The organism is Maridesulfovibrio sp., assembly GCF_965230075.1.
Classification (GTDB): Bacteria; Desulfobacterota; Desulfovibrionia; order Desulfovibrionales; family Desulfovibrionaceae; genus Maridesulfovibrio.
Map to the genome: position 1 here is coordinate 3,866,258 of NZ_OZ245945.1, position 25,889 is coordinate 3,892,146.

At 48.7% G+C, this 25,889-nt stretch carries 20 protein-coding genes; 4 read left to right on the forward strand and 16 right to left on the reverse strand.

Features of this window, described 5'->3' with window-relative positions; genetic code table 11:
- Positions 1 to 35: 35 nt before the first annotated feature.
- Positions 36 to 1,313: a serine--tRNA ligase gene (gene serS / locus ACO05Z_RS17495; protein ID WP_421903467.1), complete on the reverse strand. Its 1,278-nt coding sequence runs from the start codon at positions 1,311 to 1,313 to the stop codon at positions 36 to 38.
- Positions 1,314 to 1,428: 115 nt separating this feature from the next.
- Positions 1,429 to 1,836 carry a hypothetical protein gene (locus tag ACO05Z_RS17500; RefSeq protein ID WP_421903468.1) on the reverse strand — a complete coding sequence of 136 codons (408 nt, stop codon included), beginning with the start codon at positions 1,834 to 1,836 and terminating at the stop codon, positions 1,429 to 1,431.
- A gap of 87 nt (positions 1,837 to 1,923) precedes the next feature.
- Between ACO05Z_RS17500 and ACO05Z_RS17505 the strand changes: the two genes are divergently transcribed.
- The 3 genes from ACO05Z_RS17505 to thpR are packed head-to-tail and all read left to right on the forward strand — an operon-like array spanning position 1,924 to position 4,232.
- Entirely contained in the window at positions 1,924 to 2,403 is a 480-nt protein-coding gene (locus ACO05Z_RS17505) for a CinA family protein (protein ID WP_421903469.1), read from the forward strand.
- Positions 2,404 to 2,409: 6 nt separating this feature from the next.
- Positions 2,410 to 3,651: a carbohydrate porin gene (locus ACO05Z_RS17510; protein ID WP_421903470.1), complete on the forward strand. Its 1,242-nt coding sequence runs from the start codon at positions 2,410 to 2,412 to the stop codon at positions 3,649 to 3,651.
- A gap of 23 nt (positions 3,652 to 3,674) precedes the next feature.
- Positions 3,675 to 4,232 carry an RNA 2',3'-cyclic phosphodiesterase gene (thpR, locus tag ACO05Z_RS17515; RefSeq protein ID WP_421903471.1) on the forward strand — a complete coding sequence of 186 codons (558 nt, stop codon included), beginning with the start codon at positions 3,675 to 3,677 and terminating at the stop codon, positions 4,230 to 4,232.
- 37 nt (positions 4,233 to 4,269) lie between these two features.
- Here thpR and ACO05Z_RS17520 read toward each other — a convergent pair whose 3' ends face one another.
- From ACO05Z_RS17520 to ACO05Z_RS17530, 3 genes are all read right to left on the reverse strand, one after another.
- A complete protein-coding gene (locus ACO05Z_RS17520; RefSeq protein WP_421903472.1) occupies positions 4,270 to 5,616 on the reverse strand; it encodes a trypsin-like peptidase domain-containing protein in 1,347 nt (448 codons plus the stop codon).
- A 308-nt stretch (positions 5,617 to 5,924) separates the two neighbouring features.
- Positions 5,925 to 6,773 (reverse strand): zinc metalloprotease HtpX, encoded by an 849-nt coding sequence (gene htpX / locus ACO05Z_RS17525; RefSeq protein WP_421903473.1) that lies wholly within the window; start codon positions 6,771 to 6,773, stop codon positions 5,925 to 5,927.
- Between the two features lie 113 nt (positions 6,774 to 6,886).
- On the reverse strand, positions 6,887 to 9,208 hold the full coding sequence (locus tag ACO05Z_RS17530) for a cache domain-containing protein (RefSeq protein WP_421903474.1): 2,322 nt from the start codon (positions 9,206 to 9,208) through the stop codon (positions 6,887 to 6,889).
- A 253-nt stretch (positions 9,209 to 9,461) separates the two neighbouring features.
- Between ACO05Z_RS17530 and ACO05Z_RS17535 the strand changes: the two genes are divergently transcribed.
- Positions 9,462 to 13,997 (forward strand): hypothetical protein, encoded by a 4,536-nt coding sequence (locus tag ACO05Z_RS17535; RefSeq protein WP_421903475.1) that lies wholly within the window; start codon positions 9,462 to 9,464, stop codon positions 13,995 to 13,997.
- 49 nt (positions 13,998 to 14,046) lie between these two features.
- Here ACO05Z_RS17535 and ACO05Z_RS17540 read toward each other — a convergent pair whose 3' ends face one another.
- The 11 genes from ACO05Z_RS17540 to ACO05Z_RS17590 all read right to left on the reverse strand — a co-directional run bounded on the left by ACO05Z_RS17540 (position 14,047) and on the right by ACO05Z_RS17590 (position 25,855).
- The gene (locus tag ACO05Z_RS17540; RefSeq protein ID WP_421903476.1) at positions 14,047 to 14,307 is read right to left on the reverse strand and encodes a hypothetical protein; all 261 of its coding nucleotides are present in this window, start codon (positions 14,305 to 14,307) and stop codon (positions 14,047 to 14,049) included.
- On the reverse strand, positions 14,304 to 14,549 hold the full coding sequence (locus ACO05Z_RS17545) for a hypothetical protein (protein WP_421903477.1): 246 nt from the start codon (positions 14,547 to 14,549) through the stop codon (positions 14,304 to 14,306). Before ACO05Z_RS17545 ends, ACO05Z_RS17540 begins: the two co-directional genes overlap by 4 nt.
- 30 nt (positions 14,550 to 14,579) lie before the next feature.
- Positions 14,580 to 15,917 carry a tetratricopeptide repeat protein gene (locus ACO05Z_RS17550; protein ID WP_421903478.1) on the reverse strand — a complete coding sequence of 446 codons (1,338 nt, stop codon included), beginning with the start codon at positions 15,915 to 15,917 and terminating at the stop codon, positions 14,580 to 14,582.
- Between the two features lie 38 nt (positions 15,918 to 15,955).
- Positions 15,956 to 16,708, reverse strand: a complete 753-nt coding sequence (locus ACO05Z_RS17555; protein WP_421903479.1) for an MBL fold metallo-hydrolase — start codon at positions 16,706 to 16,708, stop codon at positions 15,956 to 15,958.
- 22 nt (positions 16,709 to 16,730) lie between these two features.
- Positions 16,731 to 17,612, reverse strand: a complete 882-nt coding sequence (gene sppA, locus ACO05Z_RS17560; protein WP_421903480.1) for a signal peptide peptidase SppA — start codon at positions 17,610 to 17,612, stop codon at positions 16,731 to 16,733.
- Positions 17,599 to 19,344, reverse strand: a complete 1,746-nt coding sequence (locus ACO05Z_RS17565; protein ID WP_319777994.1) for a 30S ribosomal protein S1 — start codon at positions 19,342 to 19,344, stop codon at positions 17,599 to 17,601. The genes sppA and ACO05Z_RS17565 overlap by 14 nt, the downstream gene beginning before the upstream one ends.
- A gap of 360 nt (positions 19,345 to 19,704) precedes the next feature.
- The gene (gene phoU, locus ACO05Z_RS17570; RefSeq protein WP_421903481.1) at positions 19,705 to 20,370 is read right to left on the reverse strand and encodes a phosphate signaling complex protein PhoU; all 666 of its coding nucleotides are present in this window, start codon (positions 20,368 to 20,370) and stop codon (positions 19,705 to 19,707) included.
- Positions 20,371 to 20,427: 57 nt separating this feature from the next.
- Positions 20,428 to 21,189, reverse strand: coding sequence for a phosphate ABC transporter ATP-binding protein PstB (gene pstB, locus ACO05Z_RS17575; RefSeq protein ID WP_421903482.1), 762 nt, complete (start codon positions 21,187 to 21,189; stop codon positions 20,428 to 20,430).
- A 282-nt stretch (positions 21,190 to 21,471) separates the two neighbouring features.
- Positions 21,472 to 22,206: an AMIN domain-containing protein gene (locus tag ACO05Z_RS17580; protein ID WP_421903483.1), complete on the reverse strand. Its 735-nt coding sequence runs from the start codon at positions 22,204 to 22,206 to the stop codon at positions 21,472 to 21,474.
- A 130-nt stretch (positions 22,207 to 22,336) separates the two neighbouring features.
- Positions 22,337 to 23,119 carry a substrate-binding periplasmic protein gene (locus ACO05Z_RS17585; RefSeq protein WP_421903484.1) on the reverse strand — a complete coding sequence of 261 codons (783 nt, stop codon included), beginning with the start codon at positions 23,117 to 23,119 and terminating at the stop codon, positions 22,337 to 22,339.
- A 255-nt stretch (positions 23,120 to 23,374) separates the two neighbouring features.
- On the reverse strand, positions 23,375 to 25,855 hold the full coding sequence (locus ACO05Z_RS17590; protein ID WP_421903485.1) for a glycogen/starch/alpha-glucan phosphorylase: 2,481 nt from the start codon (positions 25,853 to 25,855) through the stop codon (positions 23,375 to 23,377).
- Between the last annotated feature and the right edge of the window lie 34 nt (positions 25,856 to 25,889).

The window sequence follows — 25,889 nt, forward strand, 5'->3', positions numbered from 1 at the left end:
TCCGGGCTGCCCTTCGCAATTATATCCAGTTGTAATTACTCTGCGGTAATAGCTTCCAAGCCACCCATGTAAGGACGCAGTACTTCAGGAATGACGATGGAGCCGTCTTTCTGCTGGTAGTTTTCAACCACAGCAACAAAAGTACGTCCCACTGCGAGGCCGGAGCCATTCAATGTGTGTACGAATTGTTTTTTCTTGCTGTCCTTGGGCTGGAACTTGATGTTGGCACGGCGGGCCTGAAAGTCCACGCAGTTGGAGCAGGAAGAAATCTCGCGGTATTTATCCTGTCCGGGCAGCCATACTTCAATATCGTAAGTCTTGGCGGAACCGAAGCCCATATCACCGGTGCACAAGGTGATAACCCGGTAATGCAGGCCGAGACGCTTGAGAATTTCCTCAGCGTGTCCGGTCATTTTTTCGAGATCATCGAAAGACTTGTCCGGATGGGCAAAACGAACCATCTCCACTTTATGGAACTGATGTTGACGGATCAGACCTTTAGTGTCTTTACCGTAGGAACCTGCTTCGGAACGGAAGCATGGAGTCGGTGCGCAGTATGCAATGGAAAGCTCATCTTCGCTGAGCACTTCATCACGGTGCAGGTTGGTCAGCGGGACTTCCGCAGTGGGGATCATGTAGTATTCCCAGTTCTTCAGCTTGAAGAGATCTTCTTCAAACTTGGGAAGCTGGCCGGTTCCGAACAGGGAATCGCGGTTAACGATGTACGGGGGGATGACCTCGGTGTAACCATGATCCATGGTCTGAACATCAACCATGAACTGAGTCAGAGCACGCTCCAGACGTGCACCCCATTTTTTGAGCACAGCAAAACGCGCTCCGGTGAGCTTGGCTGCACGTTCGAAATCAACACCACCCAGTTCCACTGCCAGATCCCAATGTTCACGGGGAGTAAAATCAAACTCAGGTTTCTCACCCCAGTGACGGATTACCGGGTTGTCATCCTCGGTTTTACCGAAAGGAACGGACTCGTCAGGCATATTTGGAACGGAACTGAGCCATTCACGCTCTGCAGTTTCAATATCTTTGAGGTCTTCATCAAGGGCTTTGATTTTGCCTGAGACTTCACCCATGCGAGCGATGATCTCGGAGGCGTCGCCCCCTTCCCTCTTTATCTTTGCAATCTCGCCGGAGGTGGAGTTACGCTCGGCCTTGAGGGATTCCACTTCCTGCAGCAGGGACTTACGGCGGGAATCCAGATCGCTGAATTCATTAACATCAAGTTTAGAACCTCTTTTTTCGAGGCTTTCGCGAACTACATCCAGATTGTTCTGTACAAATTTCAAATCGAGCATTTCATTCTCCTAATATCATCATATATAAAAAGGCTCGTCTCAAGCCGCTGCCATGCTAGTATCGAATCTAAGCGCACTAATAAAGGGGATTCTTGCATCAATTTGCATAAAAATACTACAAATCATCAATTCCCATGCGCTTGTTGCCATAGACGCAGGCGATATTGGCATAAATTCCAATCAGTAACAGCAAAGCCATGAGGCTCTCCAGCCAGCAGGACCAGAAAACATATACCACGCTGGCGAACATACCGAAACCCTGTAACCCTTTTTTCCAGCTCCACGGTAATTCCAGCCAGTTGCGCTCATACTCAAGAAGTTTATCAACAATTGTAAAAGGCGGTGTCGGCTCAGGCAATTCGAGCATGGAAACTCCGATTCCGACAATAAAAGCCAATCCAAGGACTATGGACTTAGTCCACAAAGCCATAAGCAAAACACACAAGGAACCGAGCATAATGATCCAGTTCCAGTGTTTCTGATGCCTTTTCCAGACAAGGTCGCTGATATTCCTGAAGGCCATGGCGGAAGAGTATCATTTCACTTTACAGTAAACAATATGTTGCATCTGCCTCTTTAAATATTGCTTAAATCGGTATAACGTACCTGCATGATTGAAAGCATTGTACCATCTATTGGAAAAATTCTTGTTGAAAAAGGCTGGACCATGTCCACCGCAGAATCCTGCACCGGAGGCCTTGTGGCCGCTACCCTGACCGACTTCTCCGGCAGTTCTGCATGGTTCTCCGGGGCCGTGGTCGCATACTCCAATGAAGTAAAAATGTCCCAGCTGCACGTTCCCGAACAAGACATTATTGACCACGGCGCTGTCAGCGAACCTGTAGTCCGGGCCATGGCTGAGGGAGTCTGCAAGACCCTCAATGTGGAAGTGGGCGTATCCCTCTCCGGTATTGCCGGTCCCACAGGCGGAACTCCGGACAAACCAGTGGGTACAGTCTGGATGGGCTGGCATGTAAATGGAAAGACCTATGCCGAAAAATTCCTCTTCAGCGGTGACCGCAAGAGTGTGAAAGATCAAAGCCTGCAAACTGTACTGGAAAAACTGCACCAGCTTTTGAAAGAGAGTTAATCCCCAATGAAAAAAACGCTGTTCCTGATCATCCTTCTTGTTCTCTGCTGCACGACAAACGGACTCTGCCGCGACTCCCTGCGCAAAACCCTAAATCTGCATGGGCAAGAAGAAGAGCATCAATCTGTATTATTGAAGGATTTCCAAGATGCTTGGGATGAAATGCAGAATGCCACCGGACCTTTGACCATCGAAGGCGATGTGCTTGGTTACCTTCAGGCTTACGGAAGCAGCAAAATTGACGGGGAAACACAAAGTGGAAATGAATACGGAGCCTTTAAAGCCCGGGTCAGACTGCATTGGGCACCTATTGAGGACGGCAAATTCTTCTTTCAGGTTCAGGGCGGCGTTTCAGATATACACAGCAATCCTTCCAGCCGTGAAATGGTGCTTTCGCCCTTGAACTCGCAGGCCTCGCGCACAAGTCCCGGCGGGGAGGCATCCATTTCAGATGTGCTCTACACCCAGCACTTTGCAGACAAGAAAATGTTTGTAACTCTCGGCTGGACTGATCCTGAATCCTTCATTGATGAAAACCGCTTTGCAGGTAACGGGCGCACCCAGTTCATAAACACCATCTTCAACAACGAGCCGATCTTTGACGGAATTGATGCCAACCTGCCCATCATAGCAGTAGGATTCAACCCGGAAGAACAATTCAAACTCACCATGCTTGCCCAGTCGTCAACTTATGCAGGACGCCCCGACGATGAACGCAAAGGTGATTTTGAAGATATAGCTGACAGCCCGCTCATCGGCGGACAGCTGACATATTCACCCAGCTTTGGTAAACTGAAAGGTAATTACCGCATCTTCGGTTGGACCAATACTTATGGCCAGCCGCGCATTGATGGAAGTGAAGAATCAATCAACTGGGGTATCGCCTTTAACATGGATCAGGACCTGACCGAAAACTTCGGAATCTTCGCCAGACTGGGTAAAGGTAACGGCGCGGTGAACGATATTACATGGTCATGGTCGACAGGTACCCACTGGCAAGGCCCGATCCCCGGACGAGAACAGGATGTCTGGGGTGTTGCCGCAGGTGGTGTGCAAGGCAACAAACACACCAACAATAAGGACATGGAGTTCCATTACGAGACCTACTATCAGGTCAAGCTGACCGACAACTTTTCAATTGTCCCGGACCTGACCTACGTAAACAACTCCAACGGGAACAGTAATAACGATGATATATTGTTCGGAATGTTGAAATTCTTCTTCACTTTTTCCACACCCGGTTCATAAACACCTTAACAGGTTGGGATAATATGAAAAAGATACGCACATTTATTGCACACTCTGTGCCGGAGGAATGGAAAGAAATAATCGGAGAAACTTCCGCCAGCCTGCGCGAAGGGCTGGAATCAAGAATTGCGTGGGTAAAGCCTGAAAACATGCATTTCACCCTGAAATTTCTAGGCAGTATTGAGGAAGACAAACTTGCCGAGGTGCAGGGAGTACTGAAAAAAATCCCGGTTGTAAACTTTAAAATTTCAACAGCAGGAGCAGGCTTTTTCCCGGCTCAGGAAAAGCCACATGTGATCTGGCTAGGGATAGCAGATGGAGCCAAAGAATTCTGCTCCACCGCTGCAACTATTGAGTCGGAAATGGGCAAGCTGGGCTTTGAAGAAAAAGGCAAATCCTGCCATGCCCATCTCACCCTCGGGAGGGTTAAGAAAATATCCCCGAAAGACAACTGGACTGCACTCTCAGAAAAGATAAACGAAATAGAGTTGCCCGAAGCGCAAATAAACGGCTTCACGCTCTACAAAAGTGTGCTCACGCCGGACGGGCCAATTTATTCTGTACTTGAAGAATATAAGTAAAAAGCTGGGTAATCCAATTGGATTACCCAGCTTTTTTTTAGCTATTCAACTTCACATAATAAAAATTACGCCCGCGCTGAACCTTGAGCATTACCTTATGATTCATGCGGTAGCGCAGGAAAGAATCAAGGAAATCCTTTTGCGAGTCCACCCGGTGGTTGCCGATCTGGTGGATCTTATCACCGGGTTGCAGGCCAAGCTTTGCGGATGCGCTGTTCTTGCGCACCTTGCTGACCAGCATGCCGCGCCCGCGTGAATCCTTATCCACAACCATGCCCCAGCGGGACCAAGCCTGCGCCCGGACCTGCCGCGATTCAAGAGATTGCGGACGGACTACAATGTTGCGCACCTTGCCATTATGGAGAACTTCAAGATCAACATCCTCACTGCGGGTCTGTACCCTAAGCAGCCCCAGATATCCGGCCTTGTCCTCAACTTCGATGCCATTAATCTTCAGGATAATATCACCGGGTTTCAAGCCGGCATAGGCTGCCGGGGTGTCCTTATGGACATCAGTAACCAGCATCCCGTAAACACGGGACAAGCCGAAATAGCTGGCCGAGCCTTGATCAAGGTCCTGACCGCTCAGCCCCAGCCAGACCGGGGAGACCTTACCGGATTCGAGCAGTTCCTTAACCACCCGCTTGGCCCGGTTAATGGGAATGGCAAAGCCGATGCCCTCAGCTCGGGCTTGAATAAAAGAGTTAATGCCGATCAAGTCACCCATGATATTCAGCAGCGGACCGCCGCTGTTACCGGGGTTAATAGCGGCATCGGTCTGTATAAAATCCGTGTACGCGCCCTCTTTTGACTTAACAGTACGCTTGAGAGCGGAAACCACCCCGGTGGTCACCGTGTGGGTATAACCAAAGGGGTTACCGATAGCGATAACCGTCTCACCTATATAAATATCCGACGAATCGCCCATGGCGACCTGCGGCAGATTTCCCGCGCCCTTGATTTTTAGCACGGCAATGTCGAAATCCGCGTCAGAACCTACAATCTCGGCAGGATATTCCTCGCCGTTGATCATCCTGACCTTAATATCACTCCCGCCGGAAAGCACGTGGGCATTGGTCAGCACCAGCCCGCGGCGGCCGTTAATGATCACCCCGGACCCGGTAGACTGCGAACGGTATTTGCGCTTCTGGGTCGGGAAGTTATCAAAAAACATATCAAAGCCCTGCCCCCCGAACATCTGCCCGAAAGGAGACACACCACGCTCCACAATGCGGGTGACACTGATATTTACAACTGCCGGAGCTGTCTTCTGCACCGCCCGCACCACAGGTGTCACGCGCAGGGAATCATCTCTTGCCGCAAAAGACGGCTGGGCGATAACAACTGCCAGTAAAGCAAAGAGAAGTATTTTAAACCGAGGCATGGGAAATCCATTTTTGATGCGCTTCGCGCTTTATATTAAAAAGATTTCGCCTCTGGCGGCTTAAACCCTTTTGCAAAAGGGTTTAAGAATCCCAAAAACTTTTATCAGGACTTCGCCGAATAATTATCTTAGGTCGTCCTAACGAATTAGATGCGAAGCATACTAAAAGTTTTTGAAAGGGATGGGGTCTGGGGAAGGCCTGTAGCCGTTAACAAGAAGCTTTGCTTCGAGTTTTACGGATACTGAGAGCAGAGATGAAAACTTTTGCAAAAGTTTTCCCTTCCCCAGCCGCCGGAGACATCAATAAATTATCTTCCAGCCATGGACATGAGTCTGGCAATGCGGTCCTCGGTAGAGGGATGGGTGCTGAACCAGTTAGCCATGTTTCCGCCGCTGAAGGGGTTAACAATAAACATATTCTCAGTGGCCGGATTGGCATCCATGGGGATATTGCGTGCATTTGCGTCCAGCTTGTAAAGCGCGGAAGCAAGAGCCTTGGGATCGCTGGAAATCTGCGCTCCGGTGGAATCGGCAAGATATTCGCGGGAACGGGAGATAGCCATCTGAATCAGGGAAGCGGCAATAGGTGCGAGGATCGCCACAAGAATCGCGGCAAAGGGGTTGGTTCCGCCTTCCTCGTCATCACCGCCGAATCCGAAAATTGCTGCCCACTGCATCATGTTGGCAATCATCATAATCGCCCCGGCCAGAACTGCAGCAACAGACTGAATGAGAATATCGCGGTTGGCGATATGGCCGATCTCATGAGCGATAACACCGCGCAGTTCTTCAGGAGTCAGGATACGCATGATCCCGCTGGTCACTGCAACAACCGCATTTTCAGGGTTACGCCCGGTGGCGAATGCGTTAGGGGCATCCTGATCAACCACGTAAAGGCGCGGGGTGGGAATTCCGGCATTGGCGGCCAGTTCCTCGACCATAGCGTGTACCTGCGGTGCATCGTTGGGGGAAAGCTGGCGAGCTTTATACATGGAAAGAACGATTTTATCGGAATACCAGTAGCTACCCACGTTCATGAACATGGCAAGCCCAAAGGCAATGACAAGCCCGGTCCGTCCCCCCATCAATCCCCCGAGAAAGAGAATGATAGCCGTAAGCGCGGCGAGCAGGAAAAAAGTCTTGATCTGACTGGTCATATTAAAATCTCCTGTTTTTTTATCTTGATAGAAAAATACCGCACCGAAAACGATGCGGTATATGAAAGATATGGTTTAATACCATTCAGTCAAGAGCTCGTAAATCAATAAAATCAGTCTTCAACAATGGTATCCTTGGGCAGGACAATAGTAAAAGCTGTTCCCTGACCTTCAACACTGGAGCAGTTGATTGTGCCGCCCAACCGAGTATGGACCAGATTGTAGACAATGCTCATTCCCAAACCTGTTCCACCTGCCCCACGCTTGGTGGTGAAGAAAGGTTCGAAAATTTTATTTACATTGGCCTCACTCATTCCCCGTCCATCGTCAGTGTAGCGAATAATAATACCGTCATCGGAAACCTCTACTCCGATATCGATATTTCCAGCCTCAACACCCTCAAATCCGTGGAGCAAGGTGTTTATGATCAGGTTGGAAAAAATCTGCATAAACGCACCGGGGTAGGTATTCAAAATCAGGTCATCGGCGCAATTAACATTAATCTTGTGCTGAGTCCGCTTGTACTTAGAACGCAGGCTGAGCAGAATTTCGTCTATGTATTCACGGAAATTGATGGTTCTCTTCTGGCCTGAAGCCTGATCCGCAGCCACCTGCTTGAAGGTACCGATAAGCTCAGCAGCCCGGTGCAGGTTGAGCATGCTGGACTTGGTAGCCTCCCGCGCAATGGATATGAACTTATCAAAATCAGACTTGCGCAACTGACCGGATTCAAGTTTCTTCGAGATCTCGGCCAGTTTCTCTTCCATAAAACTGATACTGGTTACACTGATTCCCACCGGAGTGTTGATCTCATGGGCAACTCCGGCCACAAGGTCACCGAGAGCTGCCATTTTCTCAGATTGGATAAGCTGGTTCTGGGCATTTTCAAGCCGCGCCACGGAACTGCGCAGTTCAGCGGTCCGTTCCTCGACCTTTTGCTCAAGATCACGGTTCAACGTACTCAACTGATCCTGAACCGAACGCAATTCAGAGATATCCCTACCCTCGGCAAGCAGGAAAAGAATTTTACCCCGGGCATCAAAGGCAGGCTTCAAAGAAAAATCCACGTATCGGGTCCCGTCTTCAGAAGTCTTAGTCCTTACTTCCCTGCGAATAATATGACCGTTTGCAGCATTTTTAATATCTTCTTTCAGGCTTTGCATAAGTGAAGGCGGATTCTGCCACCACGGCCCCTCCCAGAAAGGACGGTCCAGCACATCCTCAGCAGCAACATTTCTAATATCAAGGGCTGCCTTGTTCACTTCCCTGAGGTTACCCTCCAGATCAACCACCCCCATAAACTGAAGAGACTGGCTGAAGACGCCTCTGAACATGGCTTCACTCAGGGCTATCTGTTCCTGTGCTTCCTTAAGCTCAGTAACATTATGCCCTTCGGCAATGAGAAAAAGGACCTTGCCGTTGTCATCGACCACCGGCTTTGCGGAGAAGTCAACATATATGCTTCCGCCATCTTTTTTTTCATGCTTAAAAATTCCCTTTCCTACCCCGCCGAATGAAGCGACCTGAATCAATTCTTTAAGTTCTCGCTGGGCAGCAAGAGAATCGTCCCACCACGGGGTTTCCCATAAATAATGCCCGACAACCTTATCGTTTTCGTGCCCGACATAATCCTGTGAAGCCTGATTGGCCAGTAACAAAACCCCTTCGGGACTGAGTACACCCATGAATTGCTGGCTGTGATTGAATATTCCCTTAAAAAGAGCCTCACTTTCCTGAATATCCTTCCCGGCTCTTCTGCTCTGGGCGATGGTATAAAAGGAAAGCAGCGAGATCAGCCCCAGAATCCCAATGGTCATCATAATCAATTCACGATTACGGGCGGCTGCTTCAGACTCAATATCATCAAAATACAACCCGGTGCCCACTATCCACTTCCATGGATAAAATCTCTGCACATAGGAAATTTTAGGAACGATCTTATTCGGCTGATCCTGCCACTGCCAATGGTAATCCACATATCCGACGCCATCCTTTTCCGTGGCATTAACCATCTCGACAATAAGCAGCTTACCCTTGAAATCAGCAAACTTGGACATATCCCGGCCATCCAGCTCCGGCATATATGGATGCATGACCATTTTGGCATCAAAATCATTAATCCAGAAATAGTCCTTGCCGTCAGGACCAAAGCGCATCAGTCCGATTATTTCGGCCCCTCTCCTGCGTGCTTCATCCGAGGAGATAATTCCTTTGACCTCCTGATCCCGCAGATGTTCAAGAACTCCGATGGCAACCTGAGTCATATGTTTCAAGGATTCTTTACGCTGGACAAGCAGGGCGTCCCGCACCGCAGGCATGTGAATGGCAAAGATAACAATGATAAAAAGCAATAAAGATGCAACCGTAGGGACGGCAACCCTTAACCAGACAGGACTTCTGCGCCCTATTCCTTTGCTTTTTTCAAAAACACCCATGCATTTCTCCAGACCGTGCGAGGAATTGATATTAGTTCTGCAAAGTTAAGTGTACACTATATGAAGGACAGAATACAACTTCTAAATTCAACGAAGAAACAACAGAGTGCATACCCACTTCGACACTCCGTAATTATTCCCGATATTGCTTGCCCGTGTTTCATTTTTATTTTAATAATATATCTTCTTTACTAATCATTTTTTAAGATAAATAAATTTTCCAAAGAACACATAAACATAAATAAAAATTGTAATGCCTGTTGAACAAAACAACCTTCAAGAAATCGGAGTAGTTACCGGAGTATCCGGTGAAGCATATGCTCAAACAGATTCCGGAACACGTGCCCTTGAACCGGGAAGCCCAATCTATCAGGGTGAAGAACTAGTCACCGGAGGAAACGGTAATGTTGAGGTACGCTTTGTTGATGACACCCTGATTTCACAGGGTGCCAACTCCCGTATTGCCCTTGATGATTATGTTTATGATCCCGACGGCGGGGATTCCAGTTTTCTGGGTGAGATTGCCGAAGGTACCTTCCGTACAGTTACAGGTAAAATTGCCGAACAGAACCCGGACCGCTTCAAGCTAGGCTCGCCGCTGGCAACCATCGGTATCCGCGGCACCATCATCCTCAGTAAAGTAACCACAGAGGGTGAAAAGCATGGTGTTGAGCAACTCCATGCCGGTAAAGCCATGCTCCTGCAGAGTAAAGCCACAGGACAAGTACAACAGCTTCTTTCCGGGCAGATGTCTGATGTCAACAAATCAGGTTTGCTCGGTCCTGCCCGCCCTCTTTCCACGCAGGAACTGAAATCCTTCCGCGACATAGCCAAAGCCAACATCCGGCAGGAACAGGAAATTCAGCAGCAGCGCGAAGACGAAGAAGAGCAGGATGACCAGAACGACGAACAAAATGACGAGCAGCAGGAAGAGCAGCAAGGCGAACAGGGGCAGGAAGAGCAAAACGATGAACAGCAGGGAGAACAGGGCGAACAACAAGGAGACCCACCGGGAGAACTCCCCGGTGATGTAACTCCCGGTGGTGGCGACCTACTCGGACCTGGTGGAGTTTTGCCCGGTGGAGAAGTTGATGGCGGTCAGCAAGGCCAACTCTTAACTCAAAAGGAACAAGAGCAAACTGAAGACAAGGATCAAAAAGAAGAGCCCGAAAAAAAAGACGAGGAGCCACCGAAAAAAGAAGACGATGACAAAAAACATGGTGGAAAGGAAGGGGATGACGGTAATGATATTCTCGATCTCCTCGGAAATAACGATGACACAGGAGACACCGGAGATTCCGACGATTCAGGCGACTCCGGATCAAATCCGCACGATATCCACGACAGCGGATATTTTGAAGGGACAAACGATGCTGACACCCTAACCGGCTCCAGTTCTAAAGACACCGTCAAAGGCCTTGGCGGCAACGACACTCTTTACGGGGAATCAGGTGACGACAAACTTTTCGGTGGAGAAGGCAACGACACCCTATACGGTGGCGCGGGCGAAGACATGCTCAACGGCGGCGCTGGGAGCAACTACCTTGACGGCGGTGGTGCTGCTGACGAAGTCGACTTTGCATCTTTTGACGGACAAGAGCACGGCGTTACCGTAGACCTCAACAATAAAAACGACGCTGGCGAAGTAGCTGTCAGCACTGACGGTGGGCACGATGTGCTGGTCAATATTGAAGGTGTCATCGGGACCGCTCATCAAGACACTCTTATCGGGGATGATGGAGTTAACAGATTCGAGCCGGGACTGAACGCAGAATACGTCAGTGGAGACACTTCCACATACGAAACAGTAAGCGGCGGAACTGGTGCGGAACTGGACTGGGTACAGTTTGAGAAACTGGATAGTAAATATTACATCGATGCAAACTTAGCCAGCGGTGAGATTGAAATATTAGACTCCACCCGCAGCGAAAACAAAGATGTAAACAACATCCAGTTGGAAAGAATTGAAAATGTGCTTGGATCTTCAGGGAATGACCATATCTATGGAAGCAGCGGCGAAAACATCATAAAAGGCGGAGCAGGGAACGACTCGCTTTCCGGCATCCGCGGAGATGACACAATTTTCGGAGAGGCCGGAAACGACTCCATTGATGGCGGAGACGATGCAGACTCCCTCTCTGGTGGAGAAGGCAATGACTCTATTTCCGGCGGTGCAGGTAATGACAGTATCGACGGCGGATCCGGTGCGGACTTTATAGCAGCAGGCTCTGGAGCAGACATCATCGATGGCGGCGAAGGAGTAGACTCCCTGAGCTACAACGAATTCAGCAGCGACAACACAATGACCGTCACTATGACTGGAGCCGGAAAAGGAACAGCCCAAATAAACTTGCTCCCTGATACGGATACTTTTGAAAACATAGAAAAAATAATCGGCACCAGAACCCATGACACCTTCAACGGTAGCAACTACGCAGACACCTTTGACGGTAATCAAGGCTCGGACAATCTCTACGGCCATGGCGGCGCAGACGTAATCGAAGGCGGTGCCGGCGGCGACAACATCGAGGGTGGCGACGGGAACGACCTGCTCTCCGGTGGTGCCGGGGCTGATACAATTCATGGGGATGCTGACAACGATTCTATCTCAGGCGGAAGCGGCGACGACACCATTTACGGTGGAGACGGAAACGACTTCATTCAAGGCGGAGCAGGGAACAATCACCTATACGGTGGTACTGAGTCCTCTTCTGCAATGGGACAGGACACCCTCACTTATGCTGGCTCCGACAATGTCACCATTGATATGCAGCTTGGAAAAGCATTCCACGAAACATCAGAAGACTCATACACTGACCACTTTTATCATTTTTCCACTTTCGTAGGGTCTGACGGGGGAGATGTTTTCACGGGTGCCAGCGAAGATGACACCTTTGTAGGCGGCAAAGGTGACGACACCTTCTTTGGTGAAGATGGTATCAACTTATTTGTAGGCGGAGAAGGCACCGATAAAATTTCCTTCGCCAATGCCGACTCCCCAGTCACCGTCAAAGTTGCTGACGGTACAGCAACCCATTCAAGCGGGCATGACACCTTCAGCCAGGTAGAATCATTTGAAGGTTCAGGCCACGGTGACACTTTCTATGGCAGCGACAACGACGAAACATTTTCCGGCGGTGGTGGGGATGATAACGTTTACGCTGGAACAGGCAATGATACCTTGATCGGCGGTGCGGGAACCAACCACCTTGACGGTCAGGGTGGCACCATGGACTTCGTGTCCTTTATCAATGCCTCATCCGGCGTAGATGTAACCCTTAGCGGCTCCACCGAAGTGACTGTGAGCACAGGAATAGGCACTGATAAAATCAAAAACATTGAAGGGATCATCGGCTCCATACACGATGACATCCTTGAAGGTGACGGTGAAGCCAATTACTTCAAGCCGGGGCTGAACTCAAAATATATCTCAGACGGAATTTATGAAACTGTAAGAGGTGGCGGTGGTTCGGACTGGATCCAGTTTGATGACCTTTCCAGCCAATTTTACGTTGTCGCTGAAATGAACAGCAACCATGTTTACATCAAAGACGCCAGCAATTCAGACACTACAGTAAACAAGGTTATGCTGACCAGCATTGAAAACCTGCTTGGCACATCGGGTAATGATACTATAACCGGTTCCACTGTCGCCAATACACTGAACGGTGCAGCCGGGGACGACAGCATATCCGGCGGAGACGGAGATGATGTTCTTTATGGCGGAACAGGAAATGACAATCTCGCAGGGGGAAAAGGCGACAACACACTGGACGGCGGCGAAGGATATGACCGTATAGAGTATTCAGCTTCGACCAGTGGCGTAACCTTTAATCTCAATACTTCCACCAGCTCTGTTACCCACTCAGACGGAACTGATGACATCAGCAATATCGAAATATTCCAGGGTTCCGATCATGATGACATTTTCAATGGCAGTTCCAGCAATGAAACCTTTATCGGCGGTATGGGTAACGATTCCATCATCGGTGGCGAGGGCCTTGACACCCTTGATTATCGGGACAAAGCCAGCCCGGTAACAATTATTACTGATACCGGAGACGGAACAGGTACAGCTACACGCAACCCCGGCACCGCAGAAACAGACACGTTCAAAGAGATCGAACATTTCATCGGCTCTTCATGCGATGACTATTTCACCGGCTCAGATACCTCTGAAACATTTGAAGGCGGGGAAGGTACGGACAGCATTGACGGTGGTGGCGGAACAGATTTTATCAGCTTTGCAGGCCTTACCGGTGGCTCAGGGGTTACTATTGACTTAGCGAACAACGCGACAGGAAACACTTGTACTGTCAGTGGAGCCGGAAACGATAACTTCATAAATATTGAAGGTGTCATCGGATCACAATACGCTGATACCATCACAGCCAGCTCTACCGGAGCTTCCACCATCCATGGCGGCGGGGGAGCTGATACAATCAATCTCGTGGCTGATGATGAAACATCCACGAAACTTGTCTACACATCTCTCAGCGAAGGTGGAGACACAGTTTACAATTTTCAGAACTACGATAACGTTTCAGCCAACAGTGACAAGTTCTGCTTCAGCGGTTCAGACTTTGACAGCTCTGCAGGTTTCGCAACCTATTCCAGCGGTGCATACACCGGCAACGCAGATGCAGGGACAACAGACGCCTACTTTGTCTTCGATAACGACAACCAGCTTTGGTATGACTCCAACGGTGATAGTGCCGGAGGAGCGACCTTGATTGCCAGCCTGTCCAGCGGTGATCCAGTCACAGCTGATGACATCAGTTTTACTTAGAAAAAACAAAAAGCGCCCTATCCTCATGTGAAGATAGGGCGCTTAACTTTTAGCCATTTAAATTCTTTTCGCCGCCTTTCATCTGCGCATCCACGACCATACTTTCATAAGTGGTGATCTGGTTCTTGACCCTGCGCAACTTAATTAAAGCTTTCTTCTGCTCCTTCATGGCTCTTGCATGACGGCTGCGCAGACTGGCCTCCTCAGCCTTGAAAGCTTTAATCGTATCCTTGTGCCAACTGGTGATCATCCTGTTTATGACCAGTGCAGAAAGCATAATAGCTGCACAAATGCCTAGCATAAAAATCATTTTTCATTCCTCGCATCATTCAAACTACTCTTCAGGTCATCAAGACTTCTGGTGGCATCTGCAATTTCGCGGTTAATCTGCACTGTACCTTTTTTCAACCTGCCGACCTTGAACTCCACTTCATCGCGCAAGTTTTCAATTTGGATTCTCCGTTGGCCGATATTTCCGCTAACATTCATATAGCGACCATAAAGAATCATAAAGATGAGAAATCCAAAAACAAGTGCGATTAGAAAATACATGAAAAATCCTGATAAAACTGAAGATTCTAACTAGGTCTGCTGCGGTTCGCTCTTTTGGAGCAAAGCTTTCAACTTGGCATCATCAGGGAATTCCGTAAGAGCTTCCCCTAGGACCACGCGGGCTTCGTCATTCATACCGACCTTGATGAAAATTCCGGCAATATTCCGGGCCACGGACGCTGCACTTTTATGGATCATTCCATCCGAACGCACCGCACGCTTAAAATATTTGGCACATTTGGCGTATTCCTTGCCATCACTGTAGGCCAGACCGATGTTATAAAACAGTCCCGGCTCATTGGGAGCAACCCTGAGTGCCGCCTGATAGTTCTCCACAGCCTGCATCCACTTACCCTGTTTACGCAGGGCTATACCCAGACGGTTGTAGGTCTCCAGATCATCAGCACTCAGGCTTGAAGATTTAACGGATAACAGCTTGGAATAATATTTCTCGGCCTTTTCCGGGGCCACATCAAAAAGGGATTCAGCAATGCCGCTCATGACCTGTGAAAGGTAGTTGTGCGCCTCTTTCACTGCACAGCGCACAGCCTGATCAAAATATGTTTCCGCATCATCAAGCTCTTCCCGCTCCAGATGAACGCGACCGATCTCACACTTACGCTCGGTATTGAGCGGGCTGATGGAATCAAGCTTCTTCAAGTAATGCAGATACTGGTCGTTATCATTACCCTTATAGAACTCAGCCAGTTTCTTGATCGGCTCCATGAAGACCTTGGACTGCTCATGGGCCTTTAGATATGACTTCAAAGCCTCATCGCGCTGGCCCATGCCGGACTGGGCATCACCCTGCAGCATCAAGGCGGCAGGACTGTCCGGCTTGATCTCAAGAATCTTGGCACTGACCAACAGAACCTTATCCAGTTCACCGTTACGTAAAAAGGTTTTACCCGCTTCAACCAACTGGGCAAGCTTGCCCTGCGGCTTGATGGTAAAGGCCAGTTTCTGGACCAGACTGTCCACGGAGACAGGTTTGGTAATGATATTGTTGGCTCCCAGTTCATGGAGGAAAATCAATTCTTCCTGACTGGTCTCATCAGTAAGAACTACCACTTTGATTTCAGGAAATAACCTACGGATATTCAAAATAAAATCAGCCGTTGGCCTGCCCTTGAGCAGCCTTTCCACAAATACCAATACCGGCTGGTTGGCACCGACTTTATCCTTGATTTCAGATAGACAAGGAGCCTGCTCCTGAAAATAAGCCAGACAATCCCGGCGGATTGCCAAAATTTTATGCAGAGTTCCGCGCAACAACTTATAAAATGAAGGCTCATCACTGAGCAGGACAGTAAAACCGGCCTGTTCTTCATAAAATTCACGTACTATCTGATCATATTTCGTTGCCACTTTAGCCTCACAGCAATGCAATAATATGGCCGACTCAATTAAAGTTCGACACTAAACCCTTCTTCAGGCAATAAAATTTCACACTCATCAACCTGTGCCAGCATATTCATAATCTGGTCACTACGGCAGGTTCGCACAAAAGGTTCCAAATGCACAAGTGCTACTTTACCCATTCCTGCTAAAGTTGCAAAATCAATACATTCTACAACGCTGGAATGACCTTTGATCGTTTCATCCAGTCCGTAGGATTCGAGTATGCCCAGATCCGCATTGCGTCCAATGCATCGACAGTCCTCGGTTATCCTTCCGTCTCCACTATAAAAAACGGCTTTCCCGGCACGCTCAATCCGCAATCCCTGAGCAGATTCCGAATGGTCCATCACACATGTTCGCAAATTGAACCCGACGACACTCTTCGCATCGCCGGGACTGAATTCATGAAAGACGACACCAAAAGCAAGCTTGGCCCGCATGGTAGGATAGGCAAGGTCTATAACCTGAGTAAACTTGTCCTCAATTCCTGACGGTCCGCAAACATGGAATTCCCTTGAACGCCCTGCTGTAAGAAAGGAACCAAAGAGAAAGGGCAAACCGAAGAAATGATCACCATGGAAATGGGAAACCCAGACCGCATCAAGCATGGACGGGTCTTGCAGAGTACGCATGCATTCGTGTCCGGCATTAAAGCCGCAATCCAGCAGGAAGTTCCGCCCTTCGGCTTCTAGCAGAACGGAAACATTGCTCTGCCCGGCATCAAATGCAGACCCCACGCCCAGAAAAGTGCACTTCATAAATACTGCCGCCCTATCCGCATCAGTAAGAAAAGATCAGCCCGTCCCCGGTAGCGGAACCTTCCGGAGTAATCCCCAGATAGCCAAGGATTTCCTTGATCAACGGTTTTTTCTCTTCCGGCCCTTCAATGACATTCACATCACCCTCAATATTACAGAGAGCCTTAAGCACGGTGACAGACTCCTCAAACCCGCCAATGCGGTCCACTAACCCAAGCTCCTTGGCTTCACGTCCGGTGATGGCCCGTCCGTCAGCAATCTTCTCCACCTGCTCACGATCCAGCTTACGAGCTGACGCAACATCGTCAATAAACTGGTTATGCATATCCATAATTAGATTGGTCAGGTATTCACGCTGTTCCGGAGTCAGTTCGGAAAAAGGCGAACCAGCGGCCTTCATCTTCCCGCTGGTGATGATGATCGGTTTAACCCCGACCTTTTCCATAAGCTGATGGAAGTTGGCATACTCGGCCTTGACCCCGATAGAGCCGGTGATGGAACCTGAACTGGCCATGATCTTGGTTGCCGGAGCGGCCGCGTAGTAGCCGCCTGAAGCCGCCACAGTGCCGAAAGAGGCCACAATAGGCTTAACCTCGGCAAGCCGCTTCACAGCATGATAGAGTTCCTGTGAGGGCGCAATTGTCCCGCCCGGGGAATTAACCCGCAACAGAACACCCTTCACTGAATCGTCCCGGCGCAAGTCACGCAGAAATTTTACCGTAGGCAATGAATTGATGATGGTTCCCTGCACATTGACCACCCCTATCTTTCCGGCACTGAACAAGTCCACTTTTCCATGAAAAAAGGCTGCGGCTCCCCATAGGAGAGCCACAGCCATTAATAGCAGACTGAAACCGAATAGAAACGGATGTCTGACAGAGAAACCGTTCTTAGGATTCTTCATCCTCAGTCTCTGCAGCAGCTGCATCAGCTGCGTCAGCAAGTTTCTGCTTCAGCAGTTCGCCCAGAGTGTTACCGCTGTCGGCAGGACCGGAACGGAATTCTTTGGGCTGACGTTTTTCAGTGTCTTCCTTGAGCTGCTTGATGGAGAGGCCGAGACGACGCTCATCAGCAGATACGTGGATGACTTTAGCCTGAATGGTAACGCCTTCTTTGAACATCTCGGAGGGGTTCTTAATCTTCTTGTGGGAGATTTCAGAAACGTGAACGAGACCTTCAATACCTTCTTCAACTTCTACGAAGAGGCCGAAGTCGGTGATGTTGGTAACGAGACCTTCAAGGGTGCAGCCAACGGGGTACTTAGTGGGTACCTGAGACCAGGGGTCTTCGGAAAGCTGTTTAACACCGAGGGTGAATTTCTCGTTTTCTTTATCAACGGTGAGGACTTTAGCCTGTACGGAGTCACCCACTGCGTATACTTCTGAAGGATGGCGAACCTTACGGGTCCAAGAGATGTCGGACACGTGGATCAGGCCGTCAATGCCGTCTTCGATGCCGATGAACACGCCGAATTCGGTGATGTTCTTGATCTGGCCTTCGAGGATGGTACCTTCGGGGAATTTCTCAGCAACAACATCCCAGGGGTTAGGCTTAACCTGTTTCATACCGAGGGAGATGCGCTTCTTGTCGGGATCTACACCCAGAACAACTACGTCGACTTCATCGCCAACGCGAACCATCTGGGAGGGGTGACGCAGCTTGCGGGTCCAGGACATTTCAGAAATGTGAACCAGACCTTCAACGCCGGCTTCCAGCTCAACGAATGCACCGTAGTCAGCGAGGTTGGTAACCTTACCGGTGTACTTGGCACCTTCGGGGTATTTGCCGGAGATGTCTTCCCACGGATCGGGAACGAGCTGCTTGAGGCCGAGAGAAACTTTCTGGCCTTCTTTGTCGAAGTTAAGAACTTTCAGTTCGAGCTCATCACCGAGTGCGACCATTTCCTTGGGATGCTTGATGCGCTTCCAGGACATGTCTGTGATATGCAGAAGACCGTCGAGACCGCCGAGGTCAATGAATACACCGTATTCGGTGATGTTCTTGACTTTACCTTTAACGGTCTGCTCTTCTTCGAGAGTTTCGAGCAGCTGGGAACGCATTTCGTTGCGCTGTTCTTCGAGAAGAACGCGGCGAGAAACGATAACGTTGCTGCGACGACGGTTGATTTTGAGGATCTTGAATTCGTAAGTCTGATCAACGAGAGCGTCCATATCAGGAACGGGACGGAGATCGACGTGAGAACCGGGCAGAAAGGCTTCCACGCCACCGAGATCAACGGTGTAACCACCTTTGATGCGGCGGATGATTCTGCCTTCGACAACGCCTTCTTTTTCCTGCACTTCTTCGAGTTTATCGAAGAGCTGCATGCGCTTGGCTTTGTCGCGGGAAAGGTGAATGGTGCCTTCGTTTTCGTTTTTGTTAGCAACAAAAACGTCTACTTTGTCACCGACTGCAACAGTCATTTCACCATCAGCATCCAGAAATTCAGATACTGCAATCTGGCCTTCAGATTTGAAGTTAACGTCGATAAGAACGAAGTCTTTGTCTACTTTAACTACTTCACCGGAAACGATGCTTCCTTCGTCCAGATTTCCGAAATCGGCATTAAGGTAATCTTCAAGGGCAGCCTCGAAGTCCATTTCCATTTCGGCGTTCATGTTTTCATTGTTTTCCATGGGTTACCTCCAACAACGATGTCCTCGGACAAAATTTTGGCATATATATTATGGGAGAAGCGCATTGGAATCAACCTGCTCACGCGTTCCGAGGCAGCCGATGCCCAGATTGTCCGTTGACCCATGAGGGCCACACTTCATCCCTAATGCCCGTTACGGGATAATTCCCAGCGGGTATAAACCCTTCTGAGATTAAGAGAACTGCTTCTATCCTAAAAAAGGACTTATGTAAACCTAATTCAACAGGCTCCCGGCGCCTGAAATCGTTTGCACTCAAAGCTTAACACAAAAAAAGAGCCGGAATAAATCCGGCTCTTTTCTTGCTTAAAATCTTTTGCCAACCAAAATCGGATTACTCTGCTAACCTTTGCATTGGTGCTTTATATTTACACCTTTGGTGATAAAGATCACAGATTCGGCAATGTTAGTGGCCTGATCCGCTATGCGCTCAAGGTGATTGGCGGCCATAATCAGATGCACGCCTCGCTCGACAATTCTAGTCTCAGAGACCATATTTTCGATGAGTCCTTTAAGAATTCTCACACTGAGGCCGTCTGCTTCATTGTCCATACCGCAGACCTCCGCAGCCAGATCAGCATCCTCATCCGCAAAAGCCTTAACCGCCTTATTGACCATGTCTCCGGCAATGGCACACATCTGGTCCAACTGCTGGTTGAAAGGCAGGGGCGAGCGTGTACTCAGAAAGACAGCACGGTGTGCAAGGTTGACCGCCTGATCGCCGACCCGCTCAAGGTTACTACTGATACGCATGGAACCGACGATAAAACGCAAGTCTCTGGCCATGGGCTGGTCAAGAGCCAGCAGACTCAGGTTGTGCTCATCAAGCTCACACTCAAGTTCGTTGATCTTGATGTCATTCATTATAACATCTTCTGCCAGCTCGGCATTACACTCAGCCAGAGCCTTCATTGAATTGTGCATGGCAGCCTCAGCCATGCTGGACATTCTCAGGACCTGAACTTTCAGGTCATCCATTTTCTTTATAAAGTGAGCACGTTGCTCCATAAAAACACACTCCTCAGTACCCTGAGAACAGGGCCTCAACTACAATTTGAAATCGACTTAACCAAAACGACCGGTGATGTAATCTTCAGTCTGCTTATTCTTGGGTTTAGTGAACATGGTTTCGGTCTTGCCGGTCTCAATAAGGCGGCCCATATAGAAAAAAGCGGTCTGGTCTGAAACACGTGCCGCCTGCTGCATGGAGTGGGTAACAATGATGATGGTGAAGTTCTTCTTGAGTTCGTGGATCAGGTCCTCAATCTTCTGGGTTGCAATGGGGTCCAGAGCAGAAGCAGGTTCATCCATAAGCAGAACCTCAGGCTCAACAGCCAAAGCGCGGGCAATGCAGAGACGCTGCTGCTGACCACCGGAAAGTCCGAGTGCGGAAGAATGGAGACGATCTTTAACCTCATCCCAAAGTGCACCACCCTTGAGACTCTCTTCAACCTTATGGGCAATAAATTCTTTATCCTGAATGCCGTTTACACGCAGTCCGTAAGCAACGTTCTCGAAAATGGACTTGGGAAAAGGGTTGGGTTTCTGAAAAACCATACCGACACGCCTTCTCAGGGTAACGACATCAAGACCCTGAGCATAAATATCTTCCTCATCCAGAGTCAGGTCGCCGTCAACACGGGTTCCGGGAATAAGGTCATTCATTCTGTTCAGGCAGCGCAGAAAAGTACTCTTACCGCAACCGGAAGGCCCGATAAGCGCGGTAACCCTGTTTTCCTCAAAATCCATGGAAATATCTTCAAGAGCCTTGAAGTCACCATAATAAAAGTCCAGATTTTTAGAAGCGATTTTAACAGCTTGCCCCATTACATTGTCTCCATAAAATTATATAAAAATAAAATCGGATCAGGCTCAACCGATCCCTGATCTTACTTGATACGCACCGAATAGTGGTCAGCCTGCATCAGCTGACAACAATTAACTATCCGGCACGGGTTACAGAGCAATGACCCGGCTGTTACGTTTATGTTACGCGAGATCAGACAAGACAAAACCATTAAAATACAAACTCTTAATGTAAAATAAAAACAAAAACGCCTTGCAAAAAATTATTTGCAAGGCGTTAAAAAAAAACAATGTAAACCTAAATCAAAACCCTAGATCAAAAGAGACACCTTTATCATGTTTGCGTACTCCCGGCCTGATTTTGGCGGGGACACCCTTTTCATCAAGGTAAACAACCATTCGGATTTTATCCGGATGTTCACCGAGGACAATTTTCTGAACCGGACAATCCTTCAAACGGTATAGTGATTTGGCCTTATTCTGCCACTTCCCATAAATATCAAGTACCAGCCTGCGCGGTTTTGCAAGATTAAACCAGCGCACTCTTCCTGCTTCTGCAGAAAGGGCAACCTCCACTGAAGCCCTCTCAGATTTGCAGGAGAAACTTACTTTTGTGACAGATCCTTTGGATACGGAAGATTTAGCGACCTTCTTGGCAGCGCTTTTCTGCTCCACCGGTTTAGATTCAGCAGGCTTCGGTTTCACTGCAGGCTTTTCAGCAGCGGGCGCAACATCCTCTTTCTTTTTCTCAAGCTGCACCGTCTGGTTTACAGCATTCTCCTGTCCACTGATATCTGCCTCGTTCAACCCTTCAGCTGCATCAGGTTCTGCTGATTTTGCAGATCCAAGAGGAAGGACCAGCTTACTGACCTCACGACGAACAACAGGGCCTTCACCCTCCTCCTGCGGCTGCTCAATTTCTACTTTTTTAGCAAAAAAAGCATCAAAAAAGCCCGTGTGGAACAGAGCCGTACAAACTCCTACCAACAATAAAAGAACTACCAACAGGGCTGTAAAAGGACGAAATTTCATTTTCATTATCTGCAATCCATTTTTGTATTCATTTCAGGAGCGATAATATAAGAGAATTTCCCACTTAAGGCAAAACTGCCCTCACCCCGCAAACGGCAAGAGCTGAAGGAGCAAAAGCGAATCATCTGTGGAACTTTTACTGTTGCACCAGAGGAGTCTTTGAGTCGAAATGTATTACACGGCGCCAATCAGCACCAAAATACTTACGGGCCAGATCATCCACCTCACCATCATCAATCATTTCCTGTAAAGCATCCCTTAATTTATGCGGAACAGATCCTCGTATGGGCTGGAATGGGAAATTATCCGGGGAGAGCGGTTTGTCCGAGCAGTAGTCAGGATTTACTTCCTCTTGGCAATATTTGGAGTTACGTGAAAAATTGGAAAACAATGGCGAAGAAATTTCAGGGGTACAGATATGCAGGCGTACCCCCACTTCACTCATGGAATCAAGGTGGTTATCACGCATATATTCTTTGACTGCAGTTGTGCTGAGCAAAAAAAAGAACGGACGGCCCATTTTGAGCATCTGCACTGCATTTTCGACGGTAATCTTCTTTACCTCTGTAAAATTAACGTCATATTTTCTCGCCCTTTCAGGCTTGGAACTACCAAGCTCTACAACCCAAAACAAATTATGCCTCTTGATCTCACCCAGTTCTTTAATCGGAGGAATTCCTGCCGAGGTCAAACCATAATGCTGTTTATGGTAATGGAGGCCATTGGGTATATAAAACAAAAATTCCGACCGCTTTTCCCTAAACAAAGCGGAAGCATACAGATCAGCACGCCCTTCCCTCAGCATCCTGTAGAGACGTTTTTTAGGCCTGCGCACAATATTCAGCTTGAAACCGATTTTTTCTGCAGCCCGGGTCATCAAATCATTGTAAAGCCCGGAAGAATCTGGAGCCACCTCCATAAACGGAGGCTTACCGATATCCTTATACACAAGCGTGAGAGTTTGATTCGATTCTGAAAAGGCAGAAACCGGAATCAACATAAGGAATGATAATATCAACACAAGCCTAAACATCAGACAAATCCCGACCAAAAATTTCAACTGAATCACATAATCAAAGAGAGACTACTAAACTACACATACTTGTAACAAAAAAACAACCGCCTATTGACCGAAACAGGCGGTTGTTATTGAACAATCACTAAGGTTGAAATGTTATTCTTTAATCTTCATGGGCCTTACTCCCCAAATGTTACGGGCATAATCCATAATGGACCGGTCGCTGGAAAAATACCCTGATCCGGCCGTATTGAGAATTGAGCTGCGCAGCCAGCCTTTACGGTCCTGCCACAATTCATCAACCCTGTCCTGTGCATCGACATAATCACGGTAATCCGCAAGAACCATGTACTGATCTCCACCGTCAAACAGGGCGTTAAGGATCGGCTGAAATAGCTCCCGGTCCCCTTCAGAGAAAGTGCCGTCGCCAATATAGTGCAGGGCCTCAGCCAGCTCCTGATCAGCAGAAGCTATTTCCGAGGGATTATATCCGCTATGCCTGCGCGCTACCACTTCATCGGCATCCATACCGAAAATAAACATATGCTCGCGGCCGACTTCTTCCATTATCTCAATATTGGCTCCATCAAGGGTACCGATGGTCAGGGCGCCATTCAGGGCGAACTTCATATTCCCTGTTCCTGAAGCCTCGGTTCCTGCAAGGGAAATCTGTTCCGAAAGGTCAGTGGCCGGAATAATCCGCTCAGCCTGTGAGACCCGGTAATTGGGCATAAAAGCTATACGCAACTTATGATTTACTGCAGAGTCGGAGTTAACCACCGCGCCCACGGAATTGATCAACCGAATGATGCGCTTGGCAATAAAATACCCCGGAGCGGCCTTACCGGCAAAAATCTTCAGCCTGGGAACCACAACACTGTTGGGGTCTTTTTTCAAACGGCAGTAAAGAGTAATGGCATGGAGCACATTGAGCAGTTGCCGCTTGTACTCATGGATACGTTTGACATGGACATCATACATCCAGTCCGCAGGCAGATAGAGCCCGTACTCATTGCGCGCATACTCCACCAGACGCTGCTTTTCCTTGAGCTTGCATTCATACCAGCGTTCCTGAAATTCAGGATCATCAGCCAACGGCTCAAGTTTTCGCAACTGTGCAAGATCAGTGACCCACTCTTCACCTATCTTTTCACTGATAAGATCAGACAAGGGTTCGTTGCACTGGCGCAGCCACCTGCGCGGAGTAATTCCGTTGGTGACCGAGGTAAAACGACCCGGAAACATCTCCACAAAATCCTGAAAGATGCTCTTCTTGATCAATTCCCCATGCAGGGCAGAAACACCATTCACAATAAAGCTGCCCACAACCGCCAGCCAGGCCATACGCACCTGCGGGAATTCACCATCTTCAATAATGGACATACGTTTAAGCCTGTCCTCATCACCGGGAAAACGGCTCTTTACGTCCTCCATGAAACGGCGGTTAATCTCGAAAATGATAGATACATGGCGGGGTAAAACCTTGCGCATCATGTCCAGCGGCCACGTTTCAAGAGCCTCCGGCATGACCGTATGGTTGGTGTAGGCGAAAGTCCGGCGACAGATTCGCCACGCCACGTCCCAGTTCAGCATATGTTCATCAATAAGGATACGCATAAGCTCCGGAATAGCGATCGCCGGATGGGTTTCATTAAGCTGGACCACAGCCCGGTTGGGCAGCTCGGAAAAATCAAGCTTAAGCTTCATGAAACGGCGCATCATATCCTGAATAGTGGCCGAGACAAAGAAGTACTGCTGCACAAGACGCAACTCACGCCCTTCACTAAGCCTGTCATTGGGATAAAGGACCTTCGAAATAGTCTGGGACCGGACCGCATCCTCCATGGAACGGATGTAGTCGCCGCTGTTAAACAGATCGAAATTAAAGCGTCTTGCAGGCTGAGCCTCCCAAAGGCGCATGTTTATAACATTTCCATTCCTGTAACCGGGGATCAGCATGTCCACGGGTACGGCCATGACCTTTGCACTGTCCGCCCAGCGATGACGAACAGAACCGTCTTCATGGGTGTACTGCTCTTCACGTCCGTAAAGGCGGACAGTGAACATAAAACCTTTGCGGTTGAATTCCCATGGGTTACCACTGTGCAACCAGTCATCAGGGGCCTCAACCTGCTCCCCGTTTTCAATGGCCTGCTTGAAAATACCGTACTCATATCTGATTCCGTACCCGTAACCGGGGATTCCCAGACTGGCCATGGAATCAAGGAAACATGAAGCAAGCCTGCCAAGCCCTCCGTTACCCAGTCCGGCATCAGCTTCCGCGCTTTCGGCTTCATCAAGGGTTGCGCCAAACTTTTCCAGTACCTCGGCTACTTCCTTTTCCACCCCAAGACTGATGGTATTGCTGGCCAGTGACTTACCGGTCAAAAATTCAAGAGACAGATAGTAAACACTTTTAGCTCTCTGGCTGTAATAGGAACGCTGGGTTTTAATCCAGTTTCCCACCAGCCGATCGCGCAAGGTATAGGCAAGAGCTTGATAAAGTGAAAATAGATCAGTGCGCCCATAATCACGCCCCAAATTTGACAGATGATGCCGGCATACACAGTTCACAAGTGAATCAACATCCATTCCTCCGATTTCTTCCAAGAACTCAGCAATATCCTTTTTAGGCATAAAGACCTCTCTATCTACTCGAAATTGAAAGCTT